This is a genomic window from Kitasatospora sp. NPDC001095 (assembly GCF_053598615.1).
This window is the reverse complement of the sequence record NZ_JBSFKQ010000034.1, coordinates 22,786-48,595: the sequence shown is the minus strand read 5'-3', so window position 1 is coordinate 48,595 and position 25,810 is coordinate 22,786. Positions and strand designations below refer to the sequence as shown.

General features: G+C 74.9%; 17 protein-coding genes. All 17 read left to right on the top strand.

Annotation, left to right across the window (positions count from 1 at the left end):
• Positions 1-6: 6 nt before the first annotated feature.
• The 17 genes from ACWDBB_RS24820 to ACWDBB_RS24740 all read left to right on the top strand — a co-directional run bounded on the left by ACWDBB_RS24820 (position 7) and on the right by ACWDBB_RS24740 (position 25,794).
• Complete coding sequence (locus ACWDBB_RS24820) at positions 7-531, top strand: phage tail protein (protein WP_392870870.1); 525 nt, start codon at positions 7-9, stop codon at positions 529-531.
• Positions 532-541: 10 nt separating this feature from the next.
• Complete coding sequence (locus ACWDBB_RS24815) at positions 542-1,402, top strand: hypothetical protein (protein ID WP_449791694.1); 861 nt, start codon at positions 542-544, stop codon at positions 1,400-1,402.
• Positions 1,395-2,126, top strand: coding sequence for a hypothetical protein (locus tag ACWDBB_RS24810; RefSeq protein WP_449791693.1), 732 nt, complete (start codon positions 1,395-1,397; stop codon positions 2,124-2,126). Before ACWDBB_RS24815 ends, ACWDBB_RS24810 begins: the two co-directional genes overlap by 8 nt.
• A 34-nt stretch (positions 2,127-2,160) precedes the next feature.
• On the top strand, positions 2,161-3,429 hold the full coding sequence (locus tag ACWDBB_RS24805) for a DUF4255 domain-containing protein (RefSeq protein ID WP_449791692.1): 1,269 nt from the start codon (positions 2,161-2,163) through the stop codon (positions 3,427-3,429).
• A gap of 18 nt (positions 3,430-3,447) precedes the next feature.
• Complete coding sequence (locus ACWDBB_RS24800) at positions 3,448-5,478, top strand: ATP-binding protein (protein ID WP_449791691.1); 2,031 nt, start codon at positions 3,448-3,450, stop codon at positions 5,476-5,478.
• Positions 5,469-5,900 (top strand): hypothetical protein, encoded by a 432-nt coding sequence (locus ACWDBB_RS24795; protein ID WP_449791690.1) that lies wholly within the window; start codon positions 5,469-5,471, stop codon positions 5,898-5,900. Before ACWDBB_RS24800 ends, ACWDBB_RS24795 begins: the two co-directional genes overlap by 10 nt.
• Positions 5,897-12,271 (top strand): eCIS core domain-containing protein, encoded by a 6,375-nt coding sequence (locus ACWDBB_RS24790; protein ID WP_449791689.1) that lies wholly within the window; start codon positions 5,897-5,899, stop codon positions 12,269-12,271. Before ACWDBB_RS24795 ends, ACWDBB_RS24790 begins: the two co-directional genes overlap by 4 nt.
• Before the next feature lie 77 nt (positions 12,272-12,348).
• The gene (locus ACWDBB_RS24785) at positions 12,349-12,906 is read left to right on the top strand and encodes a HEAT repeat domain-containing protein (RefSeq protein ID WP_449791688.1); all 558 of its coding nucleotides are present in this window, start codon (positions 12,349-12,351) and stop codon (positions 12,904-12,906) included.
• On the top strand, positions 12,906-13,550 hold the full coding sequence (locus tag ACWDBB_RS24780) for a CIS tube protein (protein WP_449791687.1): 645 nt from the start codon (positions 12,906-12,908) through the stop codon (positions 13,548-13,550). Before ACWDBB_RS24785 ends, ACWDBB_RS24780 begins: the two co-directional genes overlap by 1 nt.
• On the top strand, positions 13,550-13,903 hold the full coding sequence (locus ACWDBB_RS24775) for a hypothetical protein (protein ID WP_449791686.1): 354 nt from the start codon (positions 13,550-13,552) through the stop codon (positions 13,901-13,903). Before ACWDBB_RS24780 ends, ACWDBB_RS24775 begins: the two co-directional genes overlap by 1 nt.
• Positions 13,896-15,053: a hypothetical protein gene (locus ACWDBB_RS24770; RefSeq protein WP_449791685.1), complete on the top strand. Its 1,158-nt coding sequence runs from the start codon at positions 13,896-13,898 to the stop codon at positions 15,051-15,053. The genes ACWDBB_RS24775 and ACWDBB_RS24770 overlap by 8 nt, the downstream gene beginning before the upstream one ends.
• Positions 15,054-15,117: 64 nt before the next feature.
• Complete coding sequence (locus tag ACWDBB_RS24765) at positions 15,118-15,627, top strand: phage baseplate assembly protein V (protein WP_392870840.1); 510 nt, start codon at positions 15,118-15,120, stop codon at positions 15,625-15,627.
• Positions 15,628-15,640: 13 nt separating this feature from the next.
• On the top strand, positions 15,641-15,973 hold the full coding sequence (locus tag ACWDBB_RS24760) for a hypothetical protein (protein ID WP_392870837.1): 333 nt from the start codon (positions 15,641-15,643) through the stop codon (positions 15,971-15,973).
• On the top strand, positions 15,970-16,425 hold the full coding sequence (locus tag ACWDBB_RS24755) for a GPW/gp25 family protein (RefSeq protein WP_449791684.1): 456 nt from the start codon (positions 15,970-15,972) through the stop codon (positions 16,423-16,425). Before ACWDBB_RS24760 ends, ACWDBB_RS24755 begins: the two co-directional genes overlap by 4 nt.
• A 128-nt stretch (positions 16,426-16,553) precedes the next feature.
• Positions 16,554-19,805, top strand: coding sequence for a putative baseplate assembly protein (locus ACWDBB_RS24750; protein ID WP_449791683.1), 3,252 nt, complete (start codon positions 16,554-16,556; stop codon positions 19,803-19,805).
• Positions 19,802-23,566 carry a putative baseplate assembly protein gene (locus tag ACWDBB_RS24745; RefSeq protein WP_449791682.1) on the top strand — a complete coding sequence of 1,255 codons (3,765 nt, stop codon included), beginning with the start codon at positions 19,802-19,804 and terminating at the stop codon, positions 23,564-23,566. Before ACWDBB_RS24750 ends, ACWDBB_RS24745 begins: the two co-directional genes overlap by 4 nt.
• On the top strand, positions 23,563-25,794 hold the full coding sequence (locus tag ACWDBB_RS24740) for a hypothetical protein (RefSeq protein WP_449791681.1): 2,232 nt from the start codon (positions 23,563-23,565) through the stop codon (positions 25,792-25,794). Before ACWDBB_RS24745 ends, ACWDBB_RS24740 begins: the two co-directional genes overlap by 4 nt.
• Positions 25,795-25,810: the final 16 nt, after the last annotated feature.

Here is a 25,810-nt window from a genome sequence, read left to right as displayed (position 1 = left end):
ATCTCCATGGTCGAGTTCACCGTCAATCCGCACCGGTTCGACCCCTACAAGAACTTCAAGTTCCTGGTGGTCTGGGACGGCCGGGTCGTCGCCGGGGTCAGCAAGGTCAGCCCGCTCAAGCGCACCACCGAGGTGGTGAAGCACCGCAGCGGGGGCGATCCGAGCGCGCCGCGGAAGTCGCCGGGCCGCACCGACTTCGAGGCGGTCACCCTGGAGCGCGGCGTCACCCACGACCCGGAGTTCGACCGCTGGGCCAACAAGGTCTGGATGGTCGGCGCGGGCCGCGGGGCGGAGGTCTCGCTCCGGGACTTCCGCAAGGACCTGGTGATCCAGGTGCTCAACGAGGCCGGACAGGTGGCGGTCGCCCACAAGCTGTACCGCGCCTGGCCGAGTGAGTACCAGGTGCTCGGCGAACTGGACGCCAACGCCAACGCGGTGGCGATCCAGAGCCTCAAACTGGAGGTGGAGGGCTGGGAGCGGGACGACGAGACGCCCGAACCGGAAGAACCGTCGTTCCAGCAGCCGGCCTGAGCGGGGACCGATGGAACTCGCCGGACAGGCAGCCCTGTTGGCCACCTGGGAGGCCGGGCTGGCGGCGGGCCGCAGCGGGCGGGCCCTGCTGCTGCACACCGTCGCCCGCCCCGGGGCGGGGACGGCGGAGCTGCTGGCCGTACCGCTCGGCGAGCGGGACGCCGAACTGTTCGGCCTGCGTGTGGAGTTGTTCGGCGAGCAGCTGAACGTGCGGGCCGGCTGTCCGGGTTGTGCGGAGGAGATGGAGTTCGCCTTCGACGCCCGCCAGTTGGCCGGTTCGGCGGTGTCGGGCGGTACCGGGAAGTCGGGGGGCGCTGCGGAGTCGGGCGGTATCGCGAAGTCAGGTGGCGCCGCGGAGTCGGGCGGTATCGCGAAGTCAGGTGGCGCCGCGGAGTCGGGCGACGGCGCCCGGCCGGGCCGAGCCGGACCGCTGCGGGTGGAACTGGACGGCTGGCGGGTCGGCTTCCGGCTGCCCACCGCCGGTGACGTGGCCGCCGCCGAACAGGCCCCCGCGGGCCTGGGCAGGGCCGTCCTGCTGGAGCGGTGCGTGCTGACCGCCGAGCACGGCGGGGAGCCGGTGGCCGCCCGGCAACTCCCCGAACCGCTCCAACGGCGCATCGCCGAGACCGCCGCCGCGGCCGACCCGTGCGCGGACGTCCGGCTGAACCTCAGCTGCCCCGAGTGCGGCCGGCAGGTCCTCGCCGAGCTGGACATCGCCTCCTACCTCTGGGAGGAGCTGGACGACTGGGCCCGGGCGACCCTGCTCGACGTCCATCTCCTGGCCACCGCCTACGGCTGGAGCGAGGCGGAGATCCTGGCGCTCAGCCCGCTGCGGCGCCGCTACTACCTGGAGCTGTGTGCAGATGCCTGACCACTTCGACCGCCTGGTCGCGAAGGGCGCCCGGGACCGGACCGGGTCCGGGTCCGACGCCGGGCCCGAGGCCGTGGTGCGCGTGCGGCCGCGCCTGCCCGGGCCCTTCGAACGGATCGACGGTCTCGGTCCGGCCCGGCCGGACGTCGACGGGGAGTCGGCCGCCCCGGACCGGCCGGACGTGCGGCCGGCTGCCGCGCCGCTCCCCCGGCCGACGGCGGTACCGCGTCCGGCCCCGATCGAGGGAGCGCCCCGAACGGCGGCCCACGACGACCGGCCGGCGGCCGCGCCCGTCCTTCCGCCGCCACGCACGCCGCTGCTGGTCGCGCCGCCGATCGCCCCCGCCGCCGCGCCGGCCGTCGAGCCGGTGGTGCGGGCCCGGGCCGCCCGCCCGGCGGCCCCGCCGGCCGGCACCGCGCCGCCCGGCACCGCACCGTCCCGGACGGCCGCCCCCCGGGCTGCCGGGGTACCGCCCGTACCGGTTCGGCCCGCCGTCGCACCGGCGTCCGGACGGCGGGCCGCCCTGGCGGCAGCCCTGGGCCACGCGCCCGGGAGCGGGGACCGCGGGCGGCAGCGGCCCGTCGAGCGGGTGGTGCGGGTCCAGATCGGGCGGGTCGAGGTCAGGGCCGCCGAGCGCACCCCGGTCGGGCCGCGCAGGCCGGCGGCGGCCCGCCCGGCCCCGGCCGTCGACCTGGACAGGTACCTCAACCGGGAGCCGTCATGACCGGGCGGGTGGGCGCGTCGAGGGAGCGGACACCATGAGCAACCACCTCGCGATCGCGACCGTGAGCGAGGCGCTGCGGCTGCTCATCACCCGCGCGCTCTCGCCCGACATCCCCTTCGCGGTCGAGGTCGGCGTCCGCAGGCCGCTCACCGAGCCGCCCGCCGACCCGACCGTCACCGTCTTCCTGTACCAGGTCACGCCCAACGCCGCGCTGCGCAACCGCGACGCGCCCACCCGCGCGACGGACGGCACCGTGCTCACCCGACCGACCGCCGCCCTCGACCTGCACTACCTGATCAGCTGCTACGGCGAGGAGACCCAGCTGGTCGGGCAGCGACTGCTCGGCTGCGTGGTCCGGGCGCTGACCGAACAGCCGGTGCTGTCACGGCAGTTGATCGACGAGGCGACTGCCCAGCCGTACCTGGTCGGGGCGGACCTGGCCGCCTCGCCGCAGCGCGTGCGCTTCACCCCCACCACGATGGACCTCGAGGAGCTGTCCAAGCTGTGGAGCACCCTGCTCCAGACGCCGTACGCGCTGTCCGTGGTCTACCAGGCCACCGCCGTCCTCGTGGAGGGCAGGACCGACCCGGTGGCCGGCAAGCCGGTGCTGCGCCGTACGGTGCGGGCCGTGCCGTCCCGCGGTCCGGTCGTCGATCGGGTGCTCTCCCGGCCGGCCGGGTCCGCGGGCGCCCCCGAGGACGGGCCGGTGACCAAGGACCGGGAGCTGGTGGTGGAGGGCTCCGGCCTGCGCGCGGACCTGGTCGTGGCCCGGCTCGGCGAGCGGCGGGTGGCGGTCGACCCCGGTGGCGTCCGGGACGACCGGCTGGTCGTCGCCGTACCGGAGGACCTGCCGCCCGGGGTGTACCAGGTGCAGGTGCTGCACGGACTGGCGCTGGACGGCCGGCCCGCCGCCGACCACCTCGCCGTGGAGTCCAACGCGCAGACCTTCGCCCGGCAACCGCGGATCGTCGCGCCGATCGGCACGGCGGGCCGCACGGACGGACCGGCCGGGGTGTCGGCCCGGCTGGACGTCCGACTGGACCTGCCGCTCCGGGACGACCAGCAGGTCCTGCTGCTGCTGGACGAGTTGCACCCGCCCGCCGGACGGCCGGGGGCCAGCCACCAGTTCCGCGCGCCCGCGCCGCCGCAGCCGCGCACCGACCCGTTCACGGTCCGGGTGCCGGTCGTCGGCGTCCGCCCGACGACGTACCTGGCCCGGGTCCAAGTGGACGGCGTGCCGAGCGAGTTGACGGTTTCCGGGGACGGGTCCTTCGCCGGGCCCGTCGTGGACCTGACGCACTGACCGCAGGACGGGGGAGAGATGAGCACGCGCCGGAGGCAGGGCCGCGACGGCCCGGCGGACGATGCGCACCTGCGGTCGCTGTCGGCCGCGGTCGCCGCCGTCCTCGAACGGCTCGACGCGCACGCGGCGGGCCGCACCGACCGGGCGGCGTCCGACGGATCCGGGCCCGCGGCGTCCGGTGAGCCCGCGGCGTCCGAAAAGCCCATGCCGTCCACCGCTGTCGGCCGCCGGGGTGGGCGCCGACCGACCGCCACCGCCCTGGACGCGCTCAGCGCCTCCTTCGGGCTCACCCCGTTCGAGCGCGACGTCCTCGTGCTGGCCGCCGCCCCCGTGATCGACCCCACCGCCGCCGCCCGCTGCGCCGCGGCGGGCGGCGACCCCGGGCGCGCGTACCCGTCCTTCTCGCTCGCCCTCGCCGCCCTGGACCAGCCGCACTGGAGCGCGCTCACCCCGGTGGCCCCGCTGCGCCGCTTCCGGCTGGTCGAACTGGACGACGAGACGGCGCTCACCGCCTCCCGGCTGCGGATCGACGAGCGGGTGCTGCACTTCCTGGTCGGTGTGCCGTACCTCGACGTGCGGCTGCACGGGCTGCTCACCCGGGTCGGACCGCCCGGCGAACTGCCCGACCCGCACGAGCGGTGCGCGGCCGAGCTGGCACACGGGTGGACCGCGGCCGGGCTGTCCGGCCCGCCGCACACCGAACTGACCGGCGCCGACCGCCGTACCCGCTGGGAGATCGCGGCGGCGGCGGCCCACCGCGCCGGGCTCGGCCTCTACGCCGCACACCGCGAGGACCTGCCCACCGAGCCCGCCGAGCGCGAGCAACTCGCCCGGCTGTGGCAGCGGGAGGCGATCCTGATCCCGGCCGCGCTGCTGGTCGAGGGCGGGGAGCCGGGCGGGGAGCGCCGGCCGGCCCCGAACGGGACGGAGGCCTTCCTGGCGAGCCTGGGGGTGCCGCTGGTGGTGTCCGGCGACGAGCCGCCGCCGGCGGGGGTGTCGGACCGCGCCCGGCTGACGGTGCCCGCGCTCGGCCCCGAGGAGCAGCTGGCGATCTGGGGCGCGGCGCTGGACGGTGCACCGGGCGTCACCGAGGGCGAACTCCGGGCGCTGGCCGCGCAGTTCTCCCTGCCCGGCCATGTGATCCGTTCGGCCGCGGCGACGGCCCGGCGGGCGGCCGAGGACGGCCGGGACGTCAGCCCACTGGCGTGGCAGGCCGGACTGGTGGAGGCCCGGATGTCCCTGGACGAGCTGGGCCGGCGGGTCGAGCCGCGCGCCGACTGGGAGGACCTGGTGCTGGAGGAGCGCCAGCGCGCGACGCTGCGCGAGATCGTCGCCCACGTCCGCCGTCGCGGCACGGTCTACCAGGAGTGGGGGTTCGAGTCCGTGCTGCGCCGGGGTCTCGGTGTCACCGCGCTGTTCGCCGGCGGGTCGGGCACCGGGAAGACGCTGGCGGCCGAGGTCGTCGCCGGGCAGCTCGGCGTGGACCTGTTCGTCATCGACCTCTCCCAGGTCGTCAGCAAGTACATCGGCGAGACCGAGAAGAACCTCCGACGGGTCTTCGACGCGGCCGAACGCGGCGGCGCGCTGCTGCTGTTCGACGAGGCCGACGCGCTGTTCGGCAAGCGCAGCGAGATCAAGGACAGCCACGACCGCTACGCCAACCTCGAGGTCAGCTACCTGCTGATGAGGATGGAGGCCTACCGGGGCCTGGCCGTGCTCACCACCAACATGAAGAAGGCGCTGGACCCGGCGTTCATGCGGCGGATCAGGTTCGTGGTCGACTTCCCGTTCCCCGGGGTGCCGGAGCGCGCCGAGATCTGGCGGCGGGTCATCCCCGAGCAGACCCCCAGCGAGGGCATCGATCCGCAGCGGCTCGCCCAGCTCACGGTGGCCGGCGGCTCCATCCGCAACATCGCGCTGTCCGCCGCCTTCCAGGCCGCCGACGAGGGCTGCCCGATGCAGATGCGGCACCTGCTGGCCGCCGCGCGCACCGAGTACCTGAAGCTGGAGCGCTCGCTGACGCCCTCGGAGGTCGGCGGATGGATCTGACCGAGGGGGCGGAGACGGGGCGGCACGGCACCGGGCGTGAGGGCATCGGGCGTGAGGGCGCCGGGCGTGAGGGCATCGGGTGGAGCGACACCGGCCTCGGGAACACCGGGCGGATCGAGGTCGAGATCGGCGAACTGGTCCTCGACGGCTTCGCGCGGATCGACCACGACCGGCTGGCGGCGGCGTTCCGGAGCGAACTGACCCGCCTGGTCGAGGCGCGCGGCGTGCCGCTCGCGGTCGGCGGCGACCGCACGCTGGACGTGCTCTCCGGGCTGCCGCCGCTGCCGGCGGGCGTCTCACCGCAGCGGCTCGGCGAGGCCCTCGCCCGCGCCGTGCACAGCGGGCTGTCCGGGCCGTCAGGGCGATCCGGGCGATCCGGGCAATCCGGCGGTGCCCGGCCGCCGGGACGGGGGCGGACATGACGCGACCCACCGCCACCGCGAAGGACTCCGCGCCGGACACCAAGCAGGGCGCGGCCCGGCGCAGGACGCGGACGCCGAAGGCCCGTACGCCCGAGCCGAAGGAGATCGTCTCCGGCGCCGGCCAGCCGCTCGACCCGGGCGTGCGGCGGGAGTTGGAGGCGCGGCTCGGACACGACCTCAGCCGGGTCCGGGTGCACACCGACCGGGACTCCGCCGCGCTGACCGAGCTGATCGGCGCGGACGCCGTCGCCGTCGGCCCGGACCTCTTCTTCGGCGAGGGCAAGTACCGGCCGGCCGCCGAGGACGGCCGACGGCTGCTCACCCACGAGCTGCTGCACACCGTCCAGGCCCCGGACCCGCTCGGCGCGCTGCGGGCCGGCCGTGACCTGGGCGCGGTCAGCCTGCCGCTGGACGCGATCGAACGGGAGGCGGAGTACGGCGCACGCGCCGACCGGCCGACGGCGGCGACGCCGACTACCACGCCGGGTGCCACACCGGGCTGGCTCCGCTACGCGACCGTCGACGCCGACCGGTTCCGCACCGAGCGGCTCGACCCGGCCACCCTGGTCGAGCGGCTGGCGGCCGGCATCCTGCGCTCGCTGCGCGGCGACCCGACCGACTCCTCCGGCAGGGTACGCCTGCAACTCGCGCGCTTCGCACCCGAGTTGCAGGAATCCGTGCTCGCACGCCTGGCGGACCGGATGCCCTCCTCGGACTACACCCGGGTGCTGGAGCTGGTCGAGGCCGCCGAGCACCGCCCGGCCGACATCGACGGCGCCCAGACGCCCGAGCCGGTCACCGGCGCCGCCGAGCGGACCGGCGACGAACGGAGCGGCGACGAGGAGCGGGCCGGCGACGGGAGGACCGACGAGCCCGGGCAGGCACGGGACCGGCAGCCGGACCAGGAGGCGGACCGGCCGGACGGCCCGAAGGGACGGCGCAAGCACCCCAAGGGCCAGGACGGCAAGGGCCAGGACGGCAAGGGCCGGGACGACGAAGCGGGCACCGAGCGGGGCCCGAAGCAGCAGGAGGAACAGCAAGCACCGCCCGCGGACGGCAAGGACGAGCGGGCGCCGCAGAGTACACCGGAGAGTACGCCACAGAGTGCAGCACCGACGGGGCAGCCCGAGGCCGCCCCGGAGGCGTCCGCAGCGGCTCCCGGGACGGCATCGGAGGCACCCGCCGCGGCGGAGGAGGCCGGCCGGGCAGGGGACGCCCCCGTGACCGGGGCGCCCGAAGCCGGGCAGCCGGACGCCGCCGCCCAGCCCTCGGCCGGTACGACCCCGAAGGAGCCGGCCGCCCTCCCACCGCCGCAGCCCGCGCCCGTCAAACCCGAGCGCCTGGACGCGATCGCGCAGGCCCCGGACAGCCCGCTCACCCGGCACGGACTGCTCAAGGACGACCAAGCGCAGGGCGAACCCCGGGACGAGGAACGGCCGTTGGGCATGGCGCCCGGCGCGGAGGCCGAGGTCCGCGACACCGCCGACGCGGACCGGGAGCAGCCGCCGCAGTCGGCCGCCGCCGAGCCGGAGCTGGGGCCCGCCGACTTCCTGCCCACGTCGGACCTCGACGTGTCCGCCGTCCCGACCGTCGACCGGATCCCGCAGTCGGCGGACGGCGCGACCGGCGCGAACGCCGAGGCGCCGGCGTTCCCCGAGCCGCCCGCGACCAAGGCCGAGGCGGTCCAGGAGGAGCGGGCGAGCCGACCGGAGAGCGACGAGGAGCCGGCGGCCTCACCCGAGCCTGCCCCCGCCGCGGACGCCGGGACGGCAGGGACTGCAGGGACGGCAGGGACGGCAGGGCCCGCCGGGCAGGCTGCGGAGGCCGTGGAGGCCGAGGACCGCGGCAGCCGTGACCTCCAGCCGGAACAGCCGGTCGAGCAGGAGGTGGGTCCCGATCCGGCCCAGGGCCACGCTGCCGCTCCTGCTGCGGCTCCGGCCCCGGAGCCGCAGGCGGAGCCGGACCCGCAGCAGGAGCCGCAGGAGCAGCAGCCGGAAGAGCCCGCCGCCGAGGCGCGGGACTCCGAGAAGCCGAGCGCCCGGGAGCGTACCGCCGCCCCCACCGGGGCGGGATCAATCGGCGCCGACGGCCCGGAGAGCGCGCCCGGGGCCGAGCCCGACACCGCGCCGTCCACCTCCGCGCCGTCCGACGCCGCCGCACCGTCCGACGCCGCCGCCGGTCCGGCGGCCGAGCAGTCCGACGCACCGGGCGGACTCAGCGCCCAGCCCGCCCCGGACGCCTCCCTGGAGTCCGGCGGCGGCTCCTGCGCGGGCCCCCAGCAGCCCACCACCGAGGCGGAGCCGGACGGTGGCGCCGGTGGTGCCGGAGGCGGCTGCGCGGCCGGGGCCGGGGGCGGCGCGGCCGGAGCCCCCGCCGAGCGGCAGGAGAAACCGGCCCCGCCCGACGTCTCCGGCCAGGACCCCCAGGGCGCACTCGCCACCGCCGCGAGCCTGCCGCCCGATCAGATGGCCGCCACGCTGGACGGCGTGGACGGTTCGGTGGACCGTACGGTCGGCGAGCAGCACGCCCGGCTGCAGGCGGCCCCGCCCGCCGTCCAGCGCCCGTCCGGGGCCCCGCAGACCCAGTCCGGGCCGCCCGAGGCCGCGCCGCCGGCCGAGGCGGTGACGGAGCGGCTGGAGCGGGTCGGTCCGGAGGGCGCGGACGGCGGGCAGCAGCAGGCCGAGCAGAAGAAGGTCGGGGGCCGCAACCCCGCCGACCGGGTCGCCGATCCCCACGTCGCCGACGACGCGAGCGGCCAGGTCTCGGCGCAGGAGGTGCAGCAGGTCCAGGGGGCCGTCGACGGGGTGCCCTCGACCGACCCGGCGCTGAACACCACCGTCGGCCCGGCCCCCAGGGTCGAACTGACCGGCGAGAGCGACCCGGCGCGCACCGACCGGCAGGCGGCGAAGCTCAAGGACAGCTCCGCCAGGATCCTCGGCGTCGGCCGGGAGGACGCCGCCAAGCCGATGGGCGAGGACCGGATCTACCCGGACGTGCCGAAGGAGACCCTCACCGCCTCCGTACCGGGCGGCGGCCGCGGGCGCGGGCGCTCCGGCGCCGGACGCGCGGCCGACACCAAGCCGGGCATCGGCATCGTCACCCAGCAGGAGCGCGGGCCGCAGATCCAGGCCGCCGTCGGTGAGGGCCAGGGCCGGCTGGGCTCCGAGCAGGCCAAGCAGAAGCAGGGCGAGGCCGACGCGCGTCGGCAGAACCAGGCCGAGATCGACCAGGCGGTGGCCGACGACGCCCAGGCCCAGGCCGGCGAGCGGGGCGACGCCGCGGAGAAGGTCAGGGCCGAGCGCGAGCAGTGGCGCACCGAGCAGGACCAGAAGGTCTCCGGCGCGGACCAGGACGCCGACGCCGAGCACAAGGACAAGACCGGGCGGATCGACGGGAAGCGGACCGAGGCCGACAAGGACGTCCAGGACCGTCAGCAGCAGGACAACCAGAAGATCCAGGACAAGCGGAAGGAGGCCGAGGAGAAGGCGCAGAAGGAGAAGGACCGCAAGAAGGAGGAGTCCGAGGGCTGGTGGGGCTGGGTCAAGTCCAAGGTCAAGGCGGCCTTCGACGCGCTGGTCGAGGCGGTCACCAAGGTCTTCGACTACTTCCGCGGCCTGATCAACGACATCATCGACGGCTTCCGCAAGTTCGCGAACTGGGCGATCGACCAGGCGCGGAAGTTCGTCGTCGACCTGATCGACAAGCTCGCGGACGCGCTGATCAAGATCTGCGACGTGCTGCTGGCGGCCTTCCCCGAGCTGCGGGACAAGTTCCGCAGGAAGATCGAGGAGTGGCGCGACAAGGCCGTCGCCAAGGTCAACGAGTGGGCCGACAAGCTGAAGAACGCCGTCAACAAGCTGCTCGACGCGCTGGCGGCCGGGCTGAACGCACTGCTGGACGCGCTGGAGGCGGGGCTGAAGGCCGCCATCGAGGCCGTCCGCAAAGCGGTGATGGACGCCATCGACTTCGTGCAGAAGGCGATCGCGGTGTTCGGCGAGTTCGCGGCGCTGATCGGCGACATCGCCCCCGACCCGGGCGGGTGGCTCAAGAAGCTCGGCACCGCGGCGATCGACGGCATCCAGCACTACCTGTGGGGCGCGATCAAGAGCGCGGTGAAGCAGTGGTTCAACGACAAGGTGGAGTCGGTCGTCGGCCTGACCTCCACCATCGTCAACGTCCTGGTCAAGGGCTGCATCTCGATGGCCCAGATCGGACGGATGGCCTGGCAGGCGATCGTGGCGGCGCTGCCCGGAATGATCGTCTCGATCGTCGTCGAGAAGCTGGTGTCGATGATCGTGCCGGCGGCCGGTGCGATCATGGCCGTCATCCAGGGCCTGGTCGCGGCGTGGAACACCATCAGCAGGATCATCGCCGCGATCGGGAAGTTCGTCGCCTTCCTCAAGGCCGTCAAGTCCGGATCGGCCGCCTGCCTGTTCGCCGACGCGGTCGCGGCGGGCGTGGTCGCACTGCTCGACTTCATCTCCAACTTCCTGCTCAGCAAGCTCAAGGGAGCCGGGAAGGCCGTCGGCACCAAACTCAAGGGGATCGCCCAGCGGATCCTGAAGGGCCTCGCCAGGGCCGGCCGGGGCGCCCGCAAGGCGGCCGGACGGGCCGTCGACAAGGCCAGGGCGAGCCTGCGCCGGGCCACCCGGTCGCTCCGCCGGCGCCCCTCCCCCAGCCGGACCGCCACCCGCCCCGCCCGCACCGGACCCGCCCGGCACACCATCGAACACGCGAAGCGCCCGGCACTCACCCCTGGACGCCCGCGCCGCGAGGTCACCCGCCCGAAGCCCACCCCCCGCCGCCGCCCCACCTCCCCCGTCGGCCGCGCCCTCAACGCCTCCCGCCAGACCGTCAGGGCCGCCCTCAACCGCGTCCGCACCGCCGCCCGCGCCCTCGGCCGCAAGCTCCTCCACAGCAAGCTCGGCCGCGCCCTCACCAACGGCGCCCACCGCATCCGCGACGCCTACCGCAGGCAACGCGAGCGCCTCCGCGCCTGGCAGCAGAAGCGCCGGCAACAGCGCGCCGAGCGCCGCGCCCACGAGAACTCGCCCCAGGCGAAGCAGCAGCGGCTCGACCTGATCGTCGCCCGCCTGCAGCCGCGTCTGACGCGGCTCCTCGGCAAGGGGATCCGGAGGCAGGCCCTGGGAGCGGTACTGCGGGCGCTGCGTGCCTGGTACCGGCTGACCGGGCTCGAGCTGAGCGGTCTCCCGCGGTTCGTCATCCGTGCGCTGCTGAACCCGGAGAAGGTCACGGTCGCGGGAGTGGAGCTCGATCGCACCGAACTCCTGGAATTCATCCGCACGGTGGCGGACGAGGTCCGGGGTTCGTCACGACACGTGGAGAACACGGAGGGCATCGGGTACGACCAGCAGAACAAGCGGATATCCACCGGTGACAGGATCGATTCCGTGTCCATGGCGAACAGGTTCCGCAAGCTGGCCTTCCCGGACGGGAGCTACCAGACGGTCGAGGGCCCGAACGGCGCGACCGTGGGACTCAAACAGGGGTTCAACAGTCCACGCAACCAGGTGGTTTCGCCGCACGGAAGTGCCGCCGAACGGCTCCCTCACGACTATCCGAGCATGTTCAACGGCATGTCGGGGCCGGAACAGGAGAAGATCGCCCGTGCGATGCTCGCCGATCTGGGCGGGGGCCCCGCACCGGAGGGCGCGGACGCCATCCCGGACGGCAGGCGGACGTTCCTCCACACCCTCGGTGCCGTCGAGCACAACCGGTCGCCCAGCGACGTGGTCTACCGGGCGATGGCCTACAAGGTCGCCACGGAGGATTCCGGCAAGTTCGACAAGAAGCGGCGCGCCGCCGGAATGACCAACCTGGACGAAGCCGTCAACAAACTGCCGCTGGCACCGAAGGGGGCGCAGAGTGAGGCCCGCCAGCTCGATCTCGCCCTCAAGTTCAAGGAGTTGAAGTCCTCGACCAGCGACTCGGACGTGCTCGCCCGACGCATGCAGGCGCTCGCCGCGCAGGAGGGGCTCGGCCCGGCCGAGCTCCAGCAGCTGACAGGCGTCAGCCAGGCCCGCTTCCTCACGAACCAGGGGATACCGGCCAAGAGGCGCAAGGAGGTTCGGACCGTGATGAACAACAAGAACGCGTCCGAGGAAGACCGGGCGAAGGCACGCGCCGAGATGGAGTCCTGGAAGCAGGCCTACGTCCAACACGCCTGGGGCGAGGCCGCCCGGACGGGAGAGGTGAGGACCACGCGCAAGGCCGACGCCATGGCCGAACGCGAGGTGGCGTTCCTCAAGGCCTGGGCCGCGACGCTCGAGCTCGACTTCGCGGGCAGCGAGGGCAAGGAGAGACTGTTCGCGCACATCCGGGCTCACATCTACGAGATTTACGGCCTGTGAGGCCTGGAACGCACCGAATTGGAGGGTGGATGACCACCGGACGACACACGGGTCGGCGCTTGATTCTCCACGATTCCGTGGACAACGCCGAGATCCGGGCCTTCGCCGAGGCCGATGGATGGACCTACGAGGGGGACATCGCCCGGGATCCGGAGACCCAGGCCCACTACGAGGCGAAGTGGTCACTGCCCGGCGGCCTGTCGGCGCACTACGTCGCGGACGAGTTCGTCGACGCCCGGTACATGGTCGTCGCCGGTGACGACCGTGCGCGGGTCCAGGAGGCGTCAGCGCGGCTGGAGGCCGCGCTGGACTTCTGGAGCGTCGACGACCTGGAGACCAACTTCGACGTGTGCGTCTACCCGATCGAGCAGGCGAGGTCCGTGTTGCTCCTTGGCGCCGGATCCCCGAAGCGGGCGGTGGGCTCCGTGGTCATGCGCGTCCTGGAGGCGGTCCGGCACAAGGATCCCAGGGTCCGTCGAGCCGCGGTTCAAGCCATGGTGTACTCCGAGTGGCCCGAATACCGGGAGCCGCTGGCGGACGTGGTCGCCCACGACGCGGACCCCGAGGTCGTCCGCGAGGCGGGGATCGCCCTTCGGCTGCTGGAGGAGCCGGCCCGGCCGGAGGACGACTCCTGATGGCCGGGTACGCGGACGCCCCCAGGCCGATCAGGGCCGGGCTGGTCATCGTCGACGCGTTGCGGGGGACGCCGCAGCGGGTGGTCGTGCTGCAGTTCAATCCGGACAGTCTGGAGCGGTCGTTGGCTCCGCAGGTGGCGGGGGCGGACGGGAGCGGGGACCGGACGGAGGCGTTGCGGTTGAAGGGGCCGGCGGTGGAGACGTGGAAGTTCACCGCGGAGCTGGACGCGACGGACCAGTTGGACGTGCCGGCGCCGAACGGCATCCATCCGCAGTTGGCCGCCCTGGAGTTGCTGGCGCAGCCGGCCAGTTCGCAGCTGCGGGCGAACCAGGCGCTGGCCGCGGTGGGGACGCTGGAGATCACGCCGGTCGAGGCGCCGCTCACGCTGTTCACCTGGGGCGGCAAGCGGATCCTGCCCGTGCGGTTGACCGAACTCACCATCACCGAGGAGGCGTTCGACATCGACCTGAACCCGATCAGGGCCACCGTCGCCATCGGCCTGCGCGTCCTGACCGTCAACGACCTGCCGGCCGGGCACCGCGGTGCCGAGCTCTACCTGGCGCACCTGGTGCAGAAGGAGCGGCTGGTGGGCACCGCGGCCGACGGGCGGCTGAGCGCGCTCGGACTGGGCGGGGGGCTGTGATGACCGTCGACCAGCCGCTGAACGCGCTGCCCGCGCCCTCGCCGTACCCGCCGACCAGCCGGTACCACGACGTCCCGGTCGCGCTGCACACGGAGCCGGACGGGCGGCAGGTGCCGTACCTGAGGCGGCGGTTGCTGCCGAGCCCGGACGGCCTGACCCCGCTCGCCGAGCACGTCGTCGGTGCGGGTGACCGCCCCGATCTGCTCGCGTACCGCTACCTCGGCCGCGCCGACCAGTGGTGGCGGATCGCCGACGCCAACCCGGTTCTCGATCCACGGGAGTTGACCGCGACGCCGGGCCGGCGGATCACCGTAGCGCTGCCGGGCGGGGTGCCGGGGGTGGGGAATGCCTGAGGCCTCGGCCGTCACGGGGGGCGGGTCGGTCGGGTCGATCCACCTCACCCTGCTGATGGGCCCGCAGATCCCGGTGCCGGTGCCGCAGCCGGTGACCGACGCCCTGCTGTCGGCGCAGGTCACGGTGGCGTCCGGGCAGCGCAGCGGGTTCCAGCTGGCCTTCGACCTGTCGAAGCGGGGGCTGATCAACACCGCGCTGCTGCCGGGCGGCTTCTTCGATCCGAAGATCAGGGTCGTGCTGGTGGTGGTCGTCTCGGGCACCCCGAGCGTGCTGATGGACGGTGTGATCATCCGCCAGGAGGTCGGCATCAGCAACCAGCCCGGCCAGTCCACGCTCACCGTCACCGGCGAGGACCTGACGGTGCTGATGGACCTGGAGGAGCAGGCCGGCGTGCCCTTCCCGGCGATGTCCCCGGCGGCCCGGGTCGCCGCGATCATCGGAAAGTACGGGCAGTACGGCATCGTGCCGCTGGTCATCCCCGAGCTGGTGCCACAGACGCCGATGCCCACCCGGCGGATCGACTTCCAGAAGGGCACCGACCTCGGGTACGTCAACGAGCTGGCGAAGGCCAACGGCTACGTGTTCTACCTCGACCCCGGCCCGGTCCCCGGGACGAGCCGCGCCTACTGGGGGCCGGAGAACCGGCTCGGCGTCCCGCAGCACGCGCTGAACGTCAACATGGACGGGCTGTCCAACGTCGACCAGCTGACCTTCGCCCTCGACGGGACCGCCCGCGAGGAGCCGGAGGCCCGCATCCAGCTGCCCGCGACCAAGGTCTCCGCGATCCTGCCGGTGCCGGAGGTCAGCATCCTGCGCCCGCCGCTCGCGCTCAGGCCCGCGCCGGCGCTGAAGAAGAAGGTCATCGCCGACACCGCCAAGAAGGACACCTCCCAGGCCGTCGCCGAGACCATCGCCCAGGCGATGCAGTCGGCGGACGCCGTCTCGGGCTCCGGCCAGCTCGACGTCGTGCGGTACGGCCACGTCCTGCGGCCGCGCGAGCTGGTCGGAGTGCGCGGCGCCGGGCTCACCTATGACGGCCTGTACTTCGTCAAGAGCGTCACCCACAACCTCAAGCGCGGCTCGTACACCCAGAACTTCACGCTGGCCCGCGAGGGCCTTATCGCCCTCCAGCCGGCCGTCGTCCCGTAGCCGTCCCCCAGCCACCCCACAGCCGCCCCACAGCCGCCCCGATCGACTGCCAGGAGTTGCCAGCATGGCCGAACCGACCCGCTACCTCGGCAAGTTCCGGGGAACGGTGGTGAACAACGTCGACCCGCTCGGGATCGGCCGCATCCAGGCCCAGGTGCCCGACGTGCTGGGCGACGCCGTGTCGACCTGGGCGATGCCGTGCTTCCCGGTGGCCGGCCCGGGCATGGGGCACTACGCCGTTCCGCCGGTCGGGGCGGGCGTGTGGCTGGAGTTCGAGCAGGGCGACCAGAGCTACCCGATCTGGACGGGCTGCTGGTACGGCTCCGCCTCGGAGGTCCCGGTGGAGGCGAGGACGGGCCCGCCGGGAGCGCCGAACGCGGTGCTGGAGACCTCGGGGCGGCGGGTGATCATCCTGTCCGACGATCCGACCACGGGGATCACCCTCCGCACACCGAGCGGGGCCTCGATCGTGATCAACGACTCGGGCATCCAGATCAGCAACGGCCAGGGCGCCTCGATCTCGCTCGTCGGCGCCACCGTTTCCATCAACCAGGACGCCCTGAGCGTGACCTGACGGGGGGAGACTCGTGCCCGGAAATCTGCTGCACGTCAATGCGACGGTGACCTGCCCGCACGGCGCCCAGGCGACGGCCCGGCCCGCCCAGGCCCGGGTGCTGGTCGCCGGCCAGGCCGTCACCAGTACGGCCGACCCGTACACCGTGACCGGTTGTCCGTTCACCGTGGCCGGCAAACCGCAGCCCTGCGTCACGATCCACTGGGTGGTGCCGTCCGCCCGGATCCGGGTGAACGGCTCCCCCGCGCTGCCGCGGTCCGCCGTCGGGCTGTGCCAGAGCGCCGAGCAGGTCCCGCAGGGGCCGCCGATCGTGACCGTCGTCCAACAGCGGGCGGAGGGGGTATGAGCACCACGCAGCACGCCACGCACTCCGGGAACGCCGGCCGGGCCACGCACACCGTCGACCCGGCGAGTCCGCCGCCCGGTCCGGCCCGGACGGACCTCGCGTTCCCGTTCCGGATCGACAGCCGGGGGCGCACCGCCGAGGCCGCGTACGACGACCACGTGCGGGACCTGATCGAGCAGTTGCTGTTCACCAGCCCCGGCGAGCGGGTCATGCACCCCGACTTCGGCTGCGGGCTGCTCGACCTGGTCTTCGCGCCGAACAGCCCGGAGCTGGCGGCCACCCTGCAGATGTCCGTCCAGGCGGCGCTGCAGCGGTGGCTCGGCGACGTGATCGAGGTCGTCTCGCTCGACGTGGAGAGCGAGGACGACGTGGTGCGCGTCGAGTTGGCGTACGTCGTGCGCCTGACCGGTTCGCAGCGGCAGGACGTGTTCGAGGGCGGGGTGGCGGCATGACCGGCCGATCCGAAGTGACCGGCCGTTCCGGAGCGACGGGCCGATCCGGAACGACCGACCGATCCGCGACGACCGGGCAGCCCGAACGCCCTGCGGTCCGGTGCGGGACCGAAGCGCGTCGCGCCGACGTGCGCGCGGCCCGGCTGCTGGGCCTGGACGGCGCCGAGCCGGACGACGACGGGCGCACCCTGAGCGTGACCTTCCTCGGCCGGGGCCCGGACGAGCTCGGCCCGGAGAACATCCGCGTCGACGGCGGCCGGCGGATCACCGGCCTGCGCGCCCTCGCGGTCGACATCGAGCGCGCGGACGACCCGGAGCTGGACGACCGGATGCTCGTCACCCTCGACCGGGCCGGCGACACCTCCCGCTACCGGCTGACCGTGGTCGAGGCGGACGCCTACGGCCGCCCGGGCAGCCGCCCGTACCCGGGCTTCGACCCGAGGTACGCGAGCACCGACTTCTCCTTCGGCGCCGACTGCCCCTCGCCCTACGACTGCCGCGCCGAGGAGAGCTGCCCGCCCTCCCTGCGGCCGGTCCCGGTCATCGACTACACCGCCCGCGACTACGAGAGCATGCGGCGGCTCGTGCTGGACCGGATGAGCCTCACCACCCCCGGCTGGACCGAGCGGCACCTGCCCGACCTCGGCGTCACGCTGGTCGAGCTGCTCGCCTACACCGCCGACCAACTCTCCTACCAGCAGGACGCGGTGGCCACCGAGGCCTACCTCGACACCGCCCGCCGCCGGGTGTCGGTGCGCCGGCACGTCCGGTTGATCGACTACGCCGTACACGACGGCTGCAACGCCCGGGCGTTCGTCGCATTGGAGACCGACCGCCACCTCACCCTGCCGCAGGGCACCTTCCGCTTCGCCGCCGTCGACGTCAGCCGGCTCGGCCCGCAGGAACGCCCGCAGCCGTCCACGGTGATCCCGGACGAGGAGTTGGACACGCTCGCCCGGACCGCCGCCGTCGAGGTGTTCGAACCGCTCGGCGGGGCGGACCTGGTGCTGCACCCCGCGCACAACACCATCCGGTTCTGGACCTGGGGCGACCAGGACTGCGTCCTGCCCGCGGGCGCGACCTCCGCCACCCTGCGCGACGACTGGCACGACGACCGGCACGGCGACCGCCCCGAGGCCGACCGACCCGAGACCGACCGGCACGGCGCGCGACCCGAAGCCGACCGACCCGAGACCGACCACCCCGCGGCCGGCCGGCCGCGGCACCGCACCCGGCGCCTGGCGCTGCGCCCCGGAGACCTGCTGGTCGTCGAGGAGGTGCTCGGCCCGCGCACCGGCGCCGCCGCCGACGCCGACCCCGCGCACCGCCAGGCCGTCCGCCTCACCTCCGTCAGCCACCTGGTCGACGAGCTGTACGAGCAGCCCGTCGTCGAGGTCACCTGGGCGCCGGAGGACGCGCTCTCCTTCCCGGTCTGCCTGTCCAGCCGCGGCGGGAGCGACTGCGGCCCGATCGCCGACGTGAGCGTCGCCCGCGGCAACGTCGCCCTGGTCGACCACGGCCGCTCCCTCACGTTCTGCGGCGGCGCCCCGGAGACCTTCACGGTGCCGCCGGAGCCGGTCCGGGTCGCACCCTGCGAACCGGACGGCTGCGGCTGCGGCTGCGCGGACCGCACCGAGGGCAGCCCCGCGGCGGAGGCCGTCCACGGGCTGCTCGACCAGACCCGGGCCGGCCGCCAGCTCGGCCCTGAGCAGGTCCGCGAGCTGTACGCGCTGCTCGGCGAGCCCGCGGTGCGGCGGGCCGGGCTGGGCATCCACCTCGCGCCGGGCGCGAACGCGGAGGGCGAGGACGGCCAGGGGGCCGAGGTCGAACCGCCCACCGCCGACGCCCAGGCGGCGGCGCTGGAGACGCTGCTCGACCAGACCCGCTACCCCGTCCTGCCGCAGCCCTTCCGCCCGCTGCTGCGCCACGCCCCGGTCACCCAGGCGGCCGCCTACCCGGACCCGGCGCACGTCTGCGCCCGGCAGGCCGCCCTGCTCGCCGGCATCCCCGAGCGGGTCCGGCAGCGGCTGGAGGAGCTGTGGCACCGGGCGAGCCGCGGCCACGACCTCTCCCGCGCCGAACTCGCCGAGCTGACCGTGCTGTTCGGCGCCCAGGTGGTGCACGCACTGCGCCTCGCCGACCGGCCCGCCGCCGGGCTGCGCGAGCTGCTGGCCCGCCGCGGCCGGCTGCTCGCCGCCAAGCTGCGCCGCCTGGAGGTGCTCACCGCGCGCGCCCGCGCCGGCGGGGTGCTGCGGCGCTCCGGCGTCTGGGAGGTCGCCCAGAGCTGGGGCGCCCGGTACGCCTCCGGGCTCGCCGCCGACTCCCCCGCGCTGGCCGGCCCGGCGAGCGGCATCGCCGTCCAGGACCCGCGCGCCGCGCTGCCCGCCGTCCTGGCCGTCGTCGACGACCAGGAGTGGACGCCCCGCCGGGACCTGCTCGCCGACGGCCCGCGGGAGCGGCACTTCGTGGGCGAGTGCGAGGACGACGGCCGTCTCGCGCTGCGCTTCGGCGACGGCCGCCACGGCCTGCCGCCCGCGCCCGGCGCGCTGCTGCGGGTCGCGTACCGGATCGGCAACGGCACGGCCGGGAACGTGGGCGCGGAGGCCATCAACCGCCTGGTGGTCTGCCAGGACGAGCCTCCCTGCCCGACGGGACGCGGCCCCGCCACCCGGCCGCGGGACGCGGTGCTGCGGGTCCGCAACCCGCTGCCCGCGACCGGCGGCGTCGAGCCCGAACCGCTCGACCAGGTACGGCAGTCGGCCCCGCTCGCGCTGAGCCGCACCCGGCTGCGCGCCGTCACGGCCGCCGACTACGCGGAGCTGGCCGCCGCTCTGCCGGGCGTCCGGCGGGCCGCCGCCGAACTGCGCTGGACCGGCAGCGTCCAGGAGGTCCACGTCGCCGTGGAGCCGTACGGGCAGGCCACGGCCGACCCCGCCCTGCTGGAGGCGGTCGGGGACGGCCTGGAGGCGTACCGGCGGATCGGCCACGACCTGGTGGTCCGCCCGGCCGTGCTGGTGCCGCTCGACCTCGAACTGCGGATCTGCGCCGCCGTCGGCCACCAACGCGGCCACGTCCTGGCCGAGTTGCGCCGCGTGCTGGGCAGCCGCGCCCTGCCGGACGGCCGCGTCGGCTTCTTCCACCCGGACGCGCTGGGCTTCGGCGACCCGGTGCGGGTCTCCCGGCTGGTGGCCGCGGCCGCCGCCGTACCGGGCGTGGTCAGCGCGCAAGTCACCCGGCTGCGGCGGCAGTTCGGGCGGGACGACGGCGAGCTGGCGGACGGGCTGCTGCGGCTCGGCGCGCTGGAGGTCGCCGCTTGCGACAACGACCCCGACCGGCCGGAGAACGGCCGGCTCTCGATCGTGATCGGAGGTGGCCGATGACCGGCCAGTGCACCTGCGGCTGCTCGGGCACCGCCACCGCGACCCCGGCCCCGCTGTTCAACCCGCCCGGGCTGGACGCCGTCGGCTACCGCGTCGGCCGCTACGGGGAGTTCCTCGACAGTCTGCTCGCGCGGCTGTCCGGCCCCGCCTACCCGGCGCTGCGCGACCTGACCGTCCGCACCCCGGACGACCCGGCGATCGCCCTGCTGGACTCCTGGGCCGTGCTCGCCGACGTGCTCACCTTCTACTCGGAGCGGATCGCCAACGAGGGCTACCTGCGCACCGCCACCGAGGAGGACTCGCTCACCCTGCTCGGCCGGCTGGTCGGCCACCGGCCCCGGCCCGGGGTGGCCGCCGACACATACCTCGCCTACACCCTCGACCACGACCCGCGGGCCGCCGAGGACCCGACCGTGGTCGTGCCGCGCGGCGCCCGCAGCCAGAGCGTCCCCGGCCCCGGCGAGGACCCGCAGTCCTTCGAGACCGCCGAGGACCTCCCTGCCCGCTCCGCCTGGAACGAACTGGCCGTGCTGCGCCGCCGCCCCTACCAGCTGACGCCCGGCCAGCTGAACCCCGGCGGGCGCGCCGAGCTGTTCGTCGCCGGCACCGCCAACAACATCAGGCCCGGCGACCGGCTGCTGTTCGTCTTCAGCGCCGACCGCGCCGCCGACCCGGTCCACCGGGTGCTGCGGCTGGTGCCCGAGGTGCGGATCGACCGCGAGAACGACGTCACGGTGATCGGCCTGCCCCGGGACCTGCGCACCCTCAAGGACCTGTGCGCCGAACTGGCGGACTGGATCACCGTCTCCGAGAACGCCCCCAACCCCCGGCCCGGGCGCAGCCGGATCATCCGGGACTTCGACGAGCAGGTGCTGGCCCCGCTGCGCGCCGACCTCGACCTGCCGTCCGGTCCGCTGAGCACCCCGGCGGACTTCGCCGACCGGCTCGTCCCGGTGACGGACCGGGCGGCCGAGGCGGCCGAACTGGCCCGGTCCCAGCAGCCGGTGGCCGACTGGTTCGGGCGCCTCGGCGACGAACTGACCGGCCTGCGGGACCGCGCCCACCAGCTGGAGCCGCCGCAGGCCCCCGAGCGGCCCGCGCCCGGCCCGAGCGGCCCCGGAGCCGCCGACCCGGCCGTCCGCGGACTCGGCTCGCTGCTGGCGGCGCTGCGCACCGCCCCCACCAGGCCCCCGCTCAGCGGCCGGGACCTCGCGCGCGACCCCCAGCGCCTGTTCGCGCCGGGATCGGACCTCGGCGCCCAACTGCTGTCCGCGCTCGACCCCCGGCTGCGCGACGGCCTCTACTCCGCCTGGCAGCAGGTCGACCTGACGGCGCCGCTCGCCGTGCACGAGATCCAGGCGATGCGGGTGGTCGCCACCCCGTTCGGCGCCACCGCGCCGCTCAAGCCCGTCTACGGCGACGACGGCCGGATCGACCGCTACGTGGACTGGCCGCTCGCCGGCAGCACGCTGATCAGCGTCCGGGTCACCTTCGACACCACCGGCACCGTCCCGAAGACCGCCGACTTCACGTACGTCGAGGCGGGCAGCCTGGTGCACAGCGGCATCTCGCTGCCCTGGGACCACACCTTCCCGTTCGGCCCCGGACAGGTCAAGGTGGTCACCACCGAGCCGCCGCCTCCGCCGCCGCACCTGCGCGCTGCCGTGCCCGCTCCGGACGACGAACCCGGGGTCAGCGCCCGGTTCCTGGCGAAGCTGCCCGAACGCACCGTCTTCGTCTCCCGCCCGCAGGACGACGGCCGCGTCCACGTGACGGTCGACGGCGGTCCCGGCGCCGCGCTCGACTACCGACTCGACCCGGGCCAGGAGAAGACCGGTGAGTCCGGCGAGCTGAACGTCCGGGTGCACCGCTACGCCGGCACCGACCAGTCGGCGCCCGCGGTCGAGGTCGTGTTCACCACCAAGCTGCAGCCGGTCTCCGGTACGGTCCTCACCCTCGACGCGGTGTACGACCAGATCGCGCCCGGCAGTTGGGTGGTCGTCCAGCGCCCGCGCAAGGGCCTGGACGGCGGCATCCCGGGCAGCCGCGACCTCGCCGAGGTCATCACCCGGGTGACCGACGTGCGGGTGATCTCCCGCGCCGACTTCGGCATCACCGGCAAGGTGACCGAACTCTCGCTGCAACAGCCCTGGTTGGACGACAAGGACACCCAGCTCTCGGACATCAGGGACGCCACCGTCTACGCCCGCGGCGAGTCGCTGCGACTCGCCGACGAGCCCGTCACCGAGGAGGTCCACGGCGACCGGATCGAACTCGCCCGGCTCTACGACGGGTTGACCCCGGGCCGGTGGATCGCGGTCGGCGGCGAGCGGACCGACATCCCGAACACCACCGGCGTCCGGGGCACCGAACTGGCCATGATCGCCGGCGTCGAGCAGGGCGTCGACCCGCGGCTGCCCGGGGACACCGTCCGCACCACGATCACGCTCAGCGCCCGCCTCGCCCACCGCTACCGGCGCGACACCGTCCAGGTCCTCGGCAACGTGGTGCGCGCCACCCAGGGCGCCACCCGCGACGAGGCCATCGGCAGCGGCGACGCCGGCGTCCCCGGCCAGCGCTTCGCCCTCTGGCAGTCGCCGCTCACCTGGCTGGCCGCCGACACCCCCAGGGGCGCGCGGAACACCCTGGAGGTCCGGGTCGACGGGGTGCGCTGGCACGAGGTCGACAGCCTCGCCGGACGCGGCCCGGACGAACGGGTCTACGTCACCGCGACCGCGGGCGACGGCCGCACCACCGTCACCTTCGGCGACGGCGTGCACGGTTCGCGCCTGCCCACCGGCCGGGAGAACGTCCGCGCCCGCTACCGGATCGGCATCGGCGAGTCGGGCAACGTCGGCGCCGGCCGGATCACCCAGCTCACCACCCGCCCGCTCGGCGTCTCCGCCGTCGTCAACCCGCTGCCCGCCACCGGCGGCGCCGGCCCGGACGGCCCCGGCCTCGCCCGGCGCAACATCCCGCTCGCCGTCACCGCCCTGGACCGGCTGGTCTCGGTGACCGACTACGAGGACTTCACCCGCTCCCGGGCCGGCATCGGGCGGGCCTGCGCCACCCGGCTCTCGGACGGCCGGCGGGAGCTCGTCCACGTCACGGTGGCCGGGGTGGACGACATCCCGCTCACCGCCGACTCCGACCTGATCCGCACCCTGCACTCCTCGCTCACCGCCTACGGCGACCCGAGGCTTCCGGTCGAGGTCGCGCTGCGCGAACCCGTCCTGCTGGTCGTCGCCCTGAGCGTGAAGGTCGACCCGGACCACTCCTGGGACCTCGTCGAACCGGCGCTGCGCCGCGCCCTGCTCGACCGCCTCGGCTACGCCGGACGCCAACTCGGCCAGAGCGCCCACCAGTCCGAGGTCCTCGCCGTCGCCCAGGCCGTCCCCGGCGTCGACCGGGTCGACGTCGACGCCTTCACGGGCGTGCCCGGCAGCCTCACCCCCGAGGGCCTTGAGCAGCTGTCCGACCTGCTCGCCCAGCCGCAGCCGACCGTCCCGGCCCGGCTCGCCCGCTTCGAGGAGCAGCGCTACCGGGTGAAGGACCCCGCCGGGGAGTCCCTCACCGACGTCGCCGCCCGGGGCGGCATCTCCGTCGCGGAGCTGCTGCGCCTCAACCCGGCCGTCACCGACACCCGCCCGCTGCCGCCCGGCCGGGTGCTGACGGTGTTCCGCGGTATCCGCCCGGCCCAACTCGCCATGCTGTCGCCGAATCTGCCCGACACGTTGATCCTCAAGGAGGTCCGCTCATGACCGACCCGAGCGGGCGGGACCCGGACGCACTGCTGGAGCTGCTGCCGCAGTGGCACCGGATGCGGGACGCCGACGCGGGTGAGCCGCTGCGCGCCCTGCTGGCCGTCATCGCCGAGCAGGTCGACGTCGTCCGCGGCGGCATCGAACAGGGCTACCGGGACTGGTTCGTGGAGACCGCCGCCGACTGGGCCGTCGCCTACCTCGGCGACCTGGTCGGCTACCGGATCCTGCCCGGCTACGAGGAGGTGCTCGCCACCGGGCTGCACGGCGGCGCCTCCCCCGAGCGGGCGGCGGCCCGCGACCGGCTCGCCGCCCGGCTGGCGCCGCGGCGCGACGTCGCGAACACCGTCGCCTACCGCCGGCGCAAGGGCACCCTGGCCCTGCTGGAGGAGCTGTCCGCCTCGGTCGCCGACTGGCCGGCCCGGGCCGTGGAACTCTCCCGGCTGCTCGGCGAGACCCAGCCGGTGCGGCTGCTGCGCCCGGACGAGGGGCCGGCCGACCGTCAGCGGCTGGGCCGGGGCCGACTGGTCGACGTTCGGCGCGGCGCCGAGCTGGACCTGCTCGGCGGGCCCTTCGACGGGCAGGCGCACACCGCCGACGTCCGCCGCGCCGCCTCCGCCCGCCGCCAGGGCGGCCGCACGCCGGCCGGTGTCGCCCTGTACGTGTGGCGGCTGAAGCCGTACCCGGTCACCCGGGCGCCGGCCTACTGCATCGACCGGGCCAGGAACCTCTTCACGTTCTCGGTCCTCGGGAACGACGCCCCGCTGGTCACCCGGCCCGAGCCGGAGCCGTCGGCCACCCACCTCGCGGCGCTGGACAACGTGCCGGCACCGATCCGGCGCCGGCAGCTGGCCGAGCGCCTGGCCGACTACTACGGGCCCGGCAAGAGCTTCGCCATCTGGCGCGACGGCGCCCAGGAGCCGGTCCCGCCCGCCGAGATCACGGTGGCCGACCTGACCGACTGGGCGTACCGGCCCAAGCGCGGCCAGGTCGCCGTCGACCCGGTGCTCGGCCGGATCGCCTTCGGCGCCCGCTCCGCCCCGCGCCGCGGCGTCTGGGTCGACTACCACTACGCGTTCGGCGACGACACCGGCGGCGGGGAGTACCCGCGCGACCGCCCGCAGGCCCCGGGACGGACGGTCTACCGGGTCGGCCCCGGCGGGCCGTACGAGCGGATCAACGACGCCTACCGGCAGTGGCGCGCCGACCAGCAGGACGGCGGCGCGGGCGGCGCCGCCGTCATCGAGATCACCCACAGCGGCGCCTACCAGGAGCAGCTGGACTTCGACCTGGAGGCCGACGACCGCCTGGAACTGCGCGCCGCCGAGGGCACCCGGCCGGTGATCCGGCTGCTCGACTGGTACAGCAACCGGCCGGACGCGCTCAACGTCCGGGGCGTTCGCCCGGGCGGGCGGCTGGTCCTGGACGGCCTGCTGGTCACCGGCCGCGGGGTCAACGTCACCGGGCCGCTCGCCTCCGTCACCCTGCGGCACTGCACCCTGGTGCCGGGCTGGTCGCTGCAGCCGCACTGCGAACCGCACTCGCCGCAGGAGCCCAGCCTCGTGCTGGACCACACCACGGCCTGCGTGCGGATCGAGCGCAGCATCGTGGGCTCGATCCAGGTCGTCGGCGACGAGGTGGACGACGACCCACTGGAGATCCACCTCAGCGACAGCGTCCTGGACGCCACCGGGCACCGGCGGCCGGCGCTCTCCGGGCCCGACTGCGAGCACGCCCACGCGCTGCTGCACGCCCACCGCTCCACGGTGGTCGGCGAGGTGCACACCCACGCGGTGCCGCTCGCCGAGGACTGCGTCTTCACCGGGCTGCTGCGGGTGGCCCGCCGCTCGCTCGGCTGCCTGCGGTTCTGCTACGTCCCCCCGGGCTCGCGCACCCCGCGCCGGTACGAGTGCCAGCCCGACCTGGTGCGCTCGGCGGTGACCGGGCTGGTCGAGCGCGGCGACCTGCACCCGGCGCAGGCCGCCCGGCTGCGCGACGTGGAGGCCCAGCGGGTCCGCCCGCTGTTCGCCGGCCTCCGCTACGGCACGCCCGACTACGGCCGGCTTGCCGCCGGGTGCGCGCCGGAGATCACCCGCGGCGCCGAGGACCGCTCCGAACTCGGCGCCTTCCACGACCTGTTCCAGCCCCAGCGCGAGGACAACCTGCGGGCGCGGCTGGCCGAGTACACCCCGGCCGGCACCGACGCCGGGATCTTCTTCGTCTCCTGACGCCCGACCGCTCCCG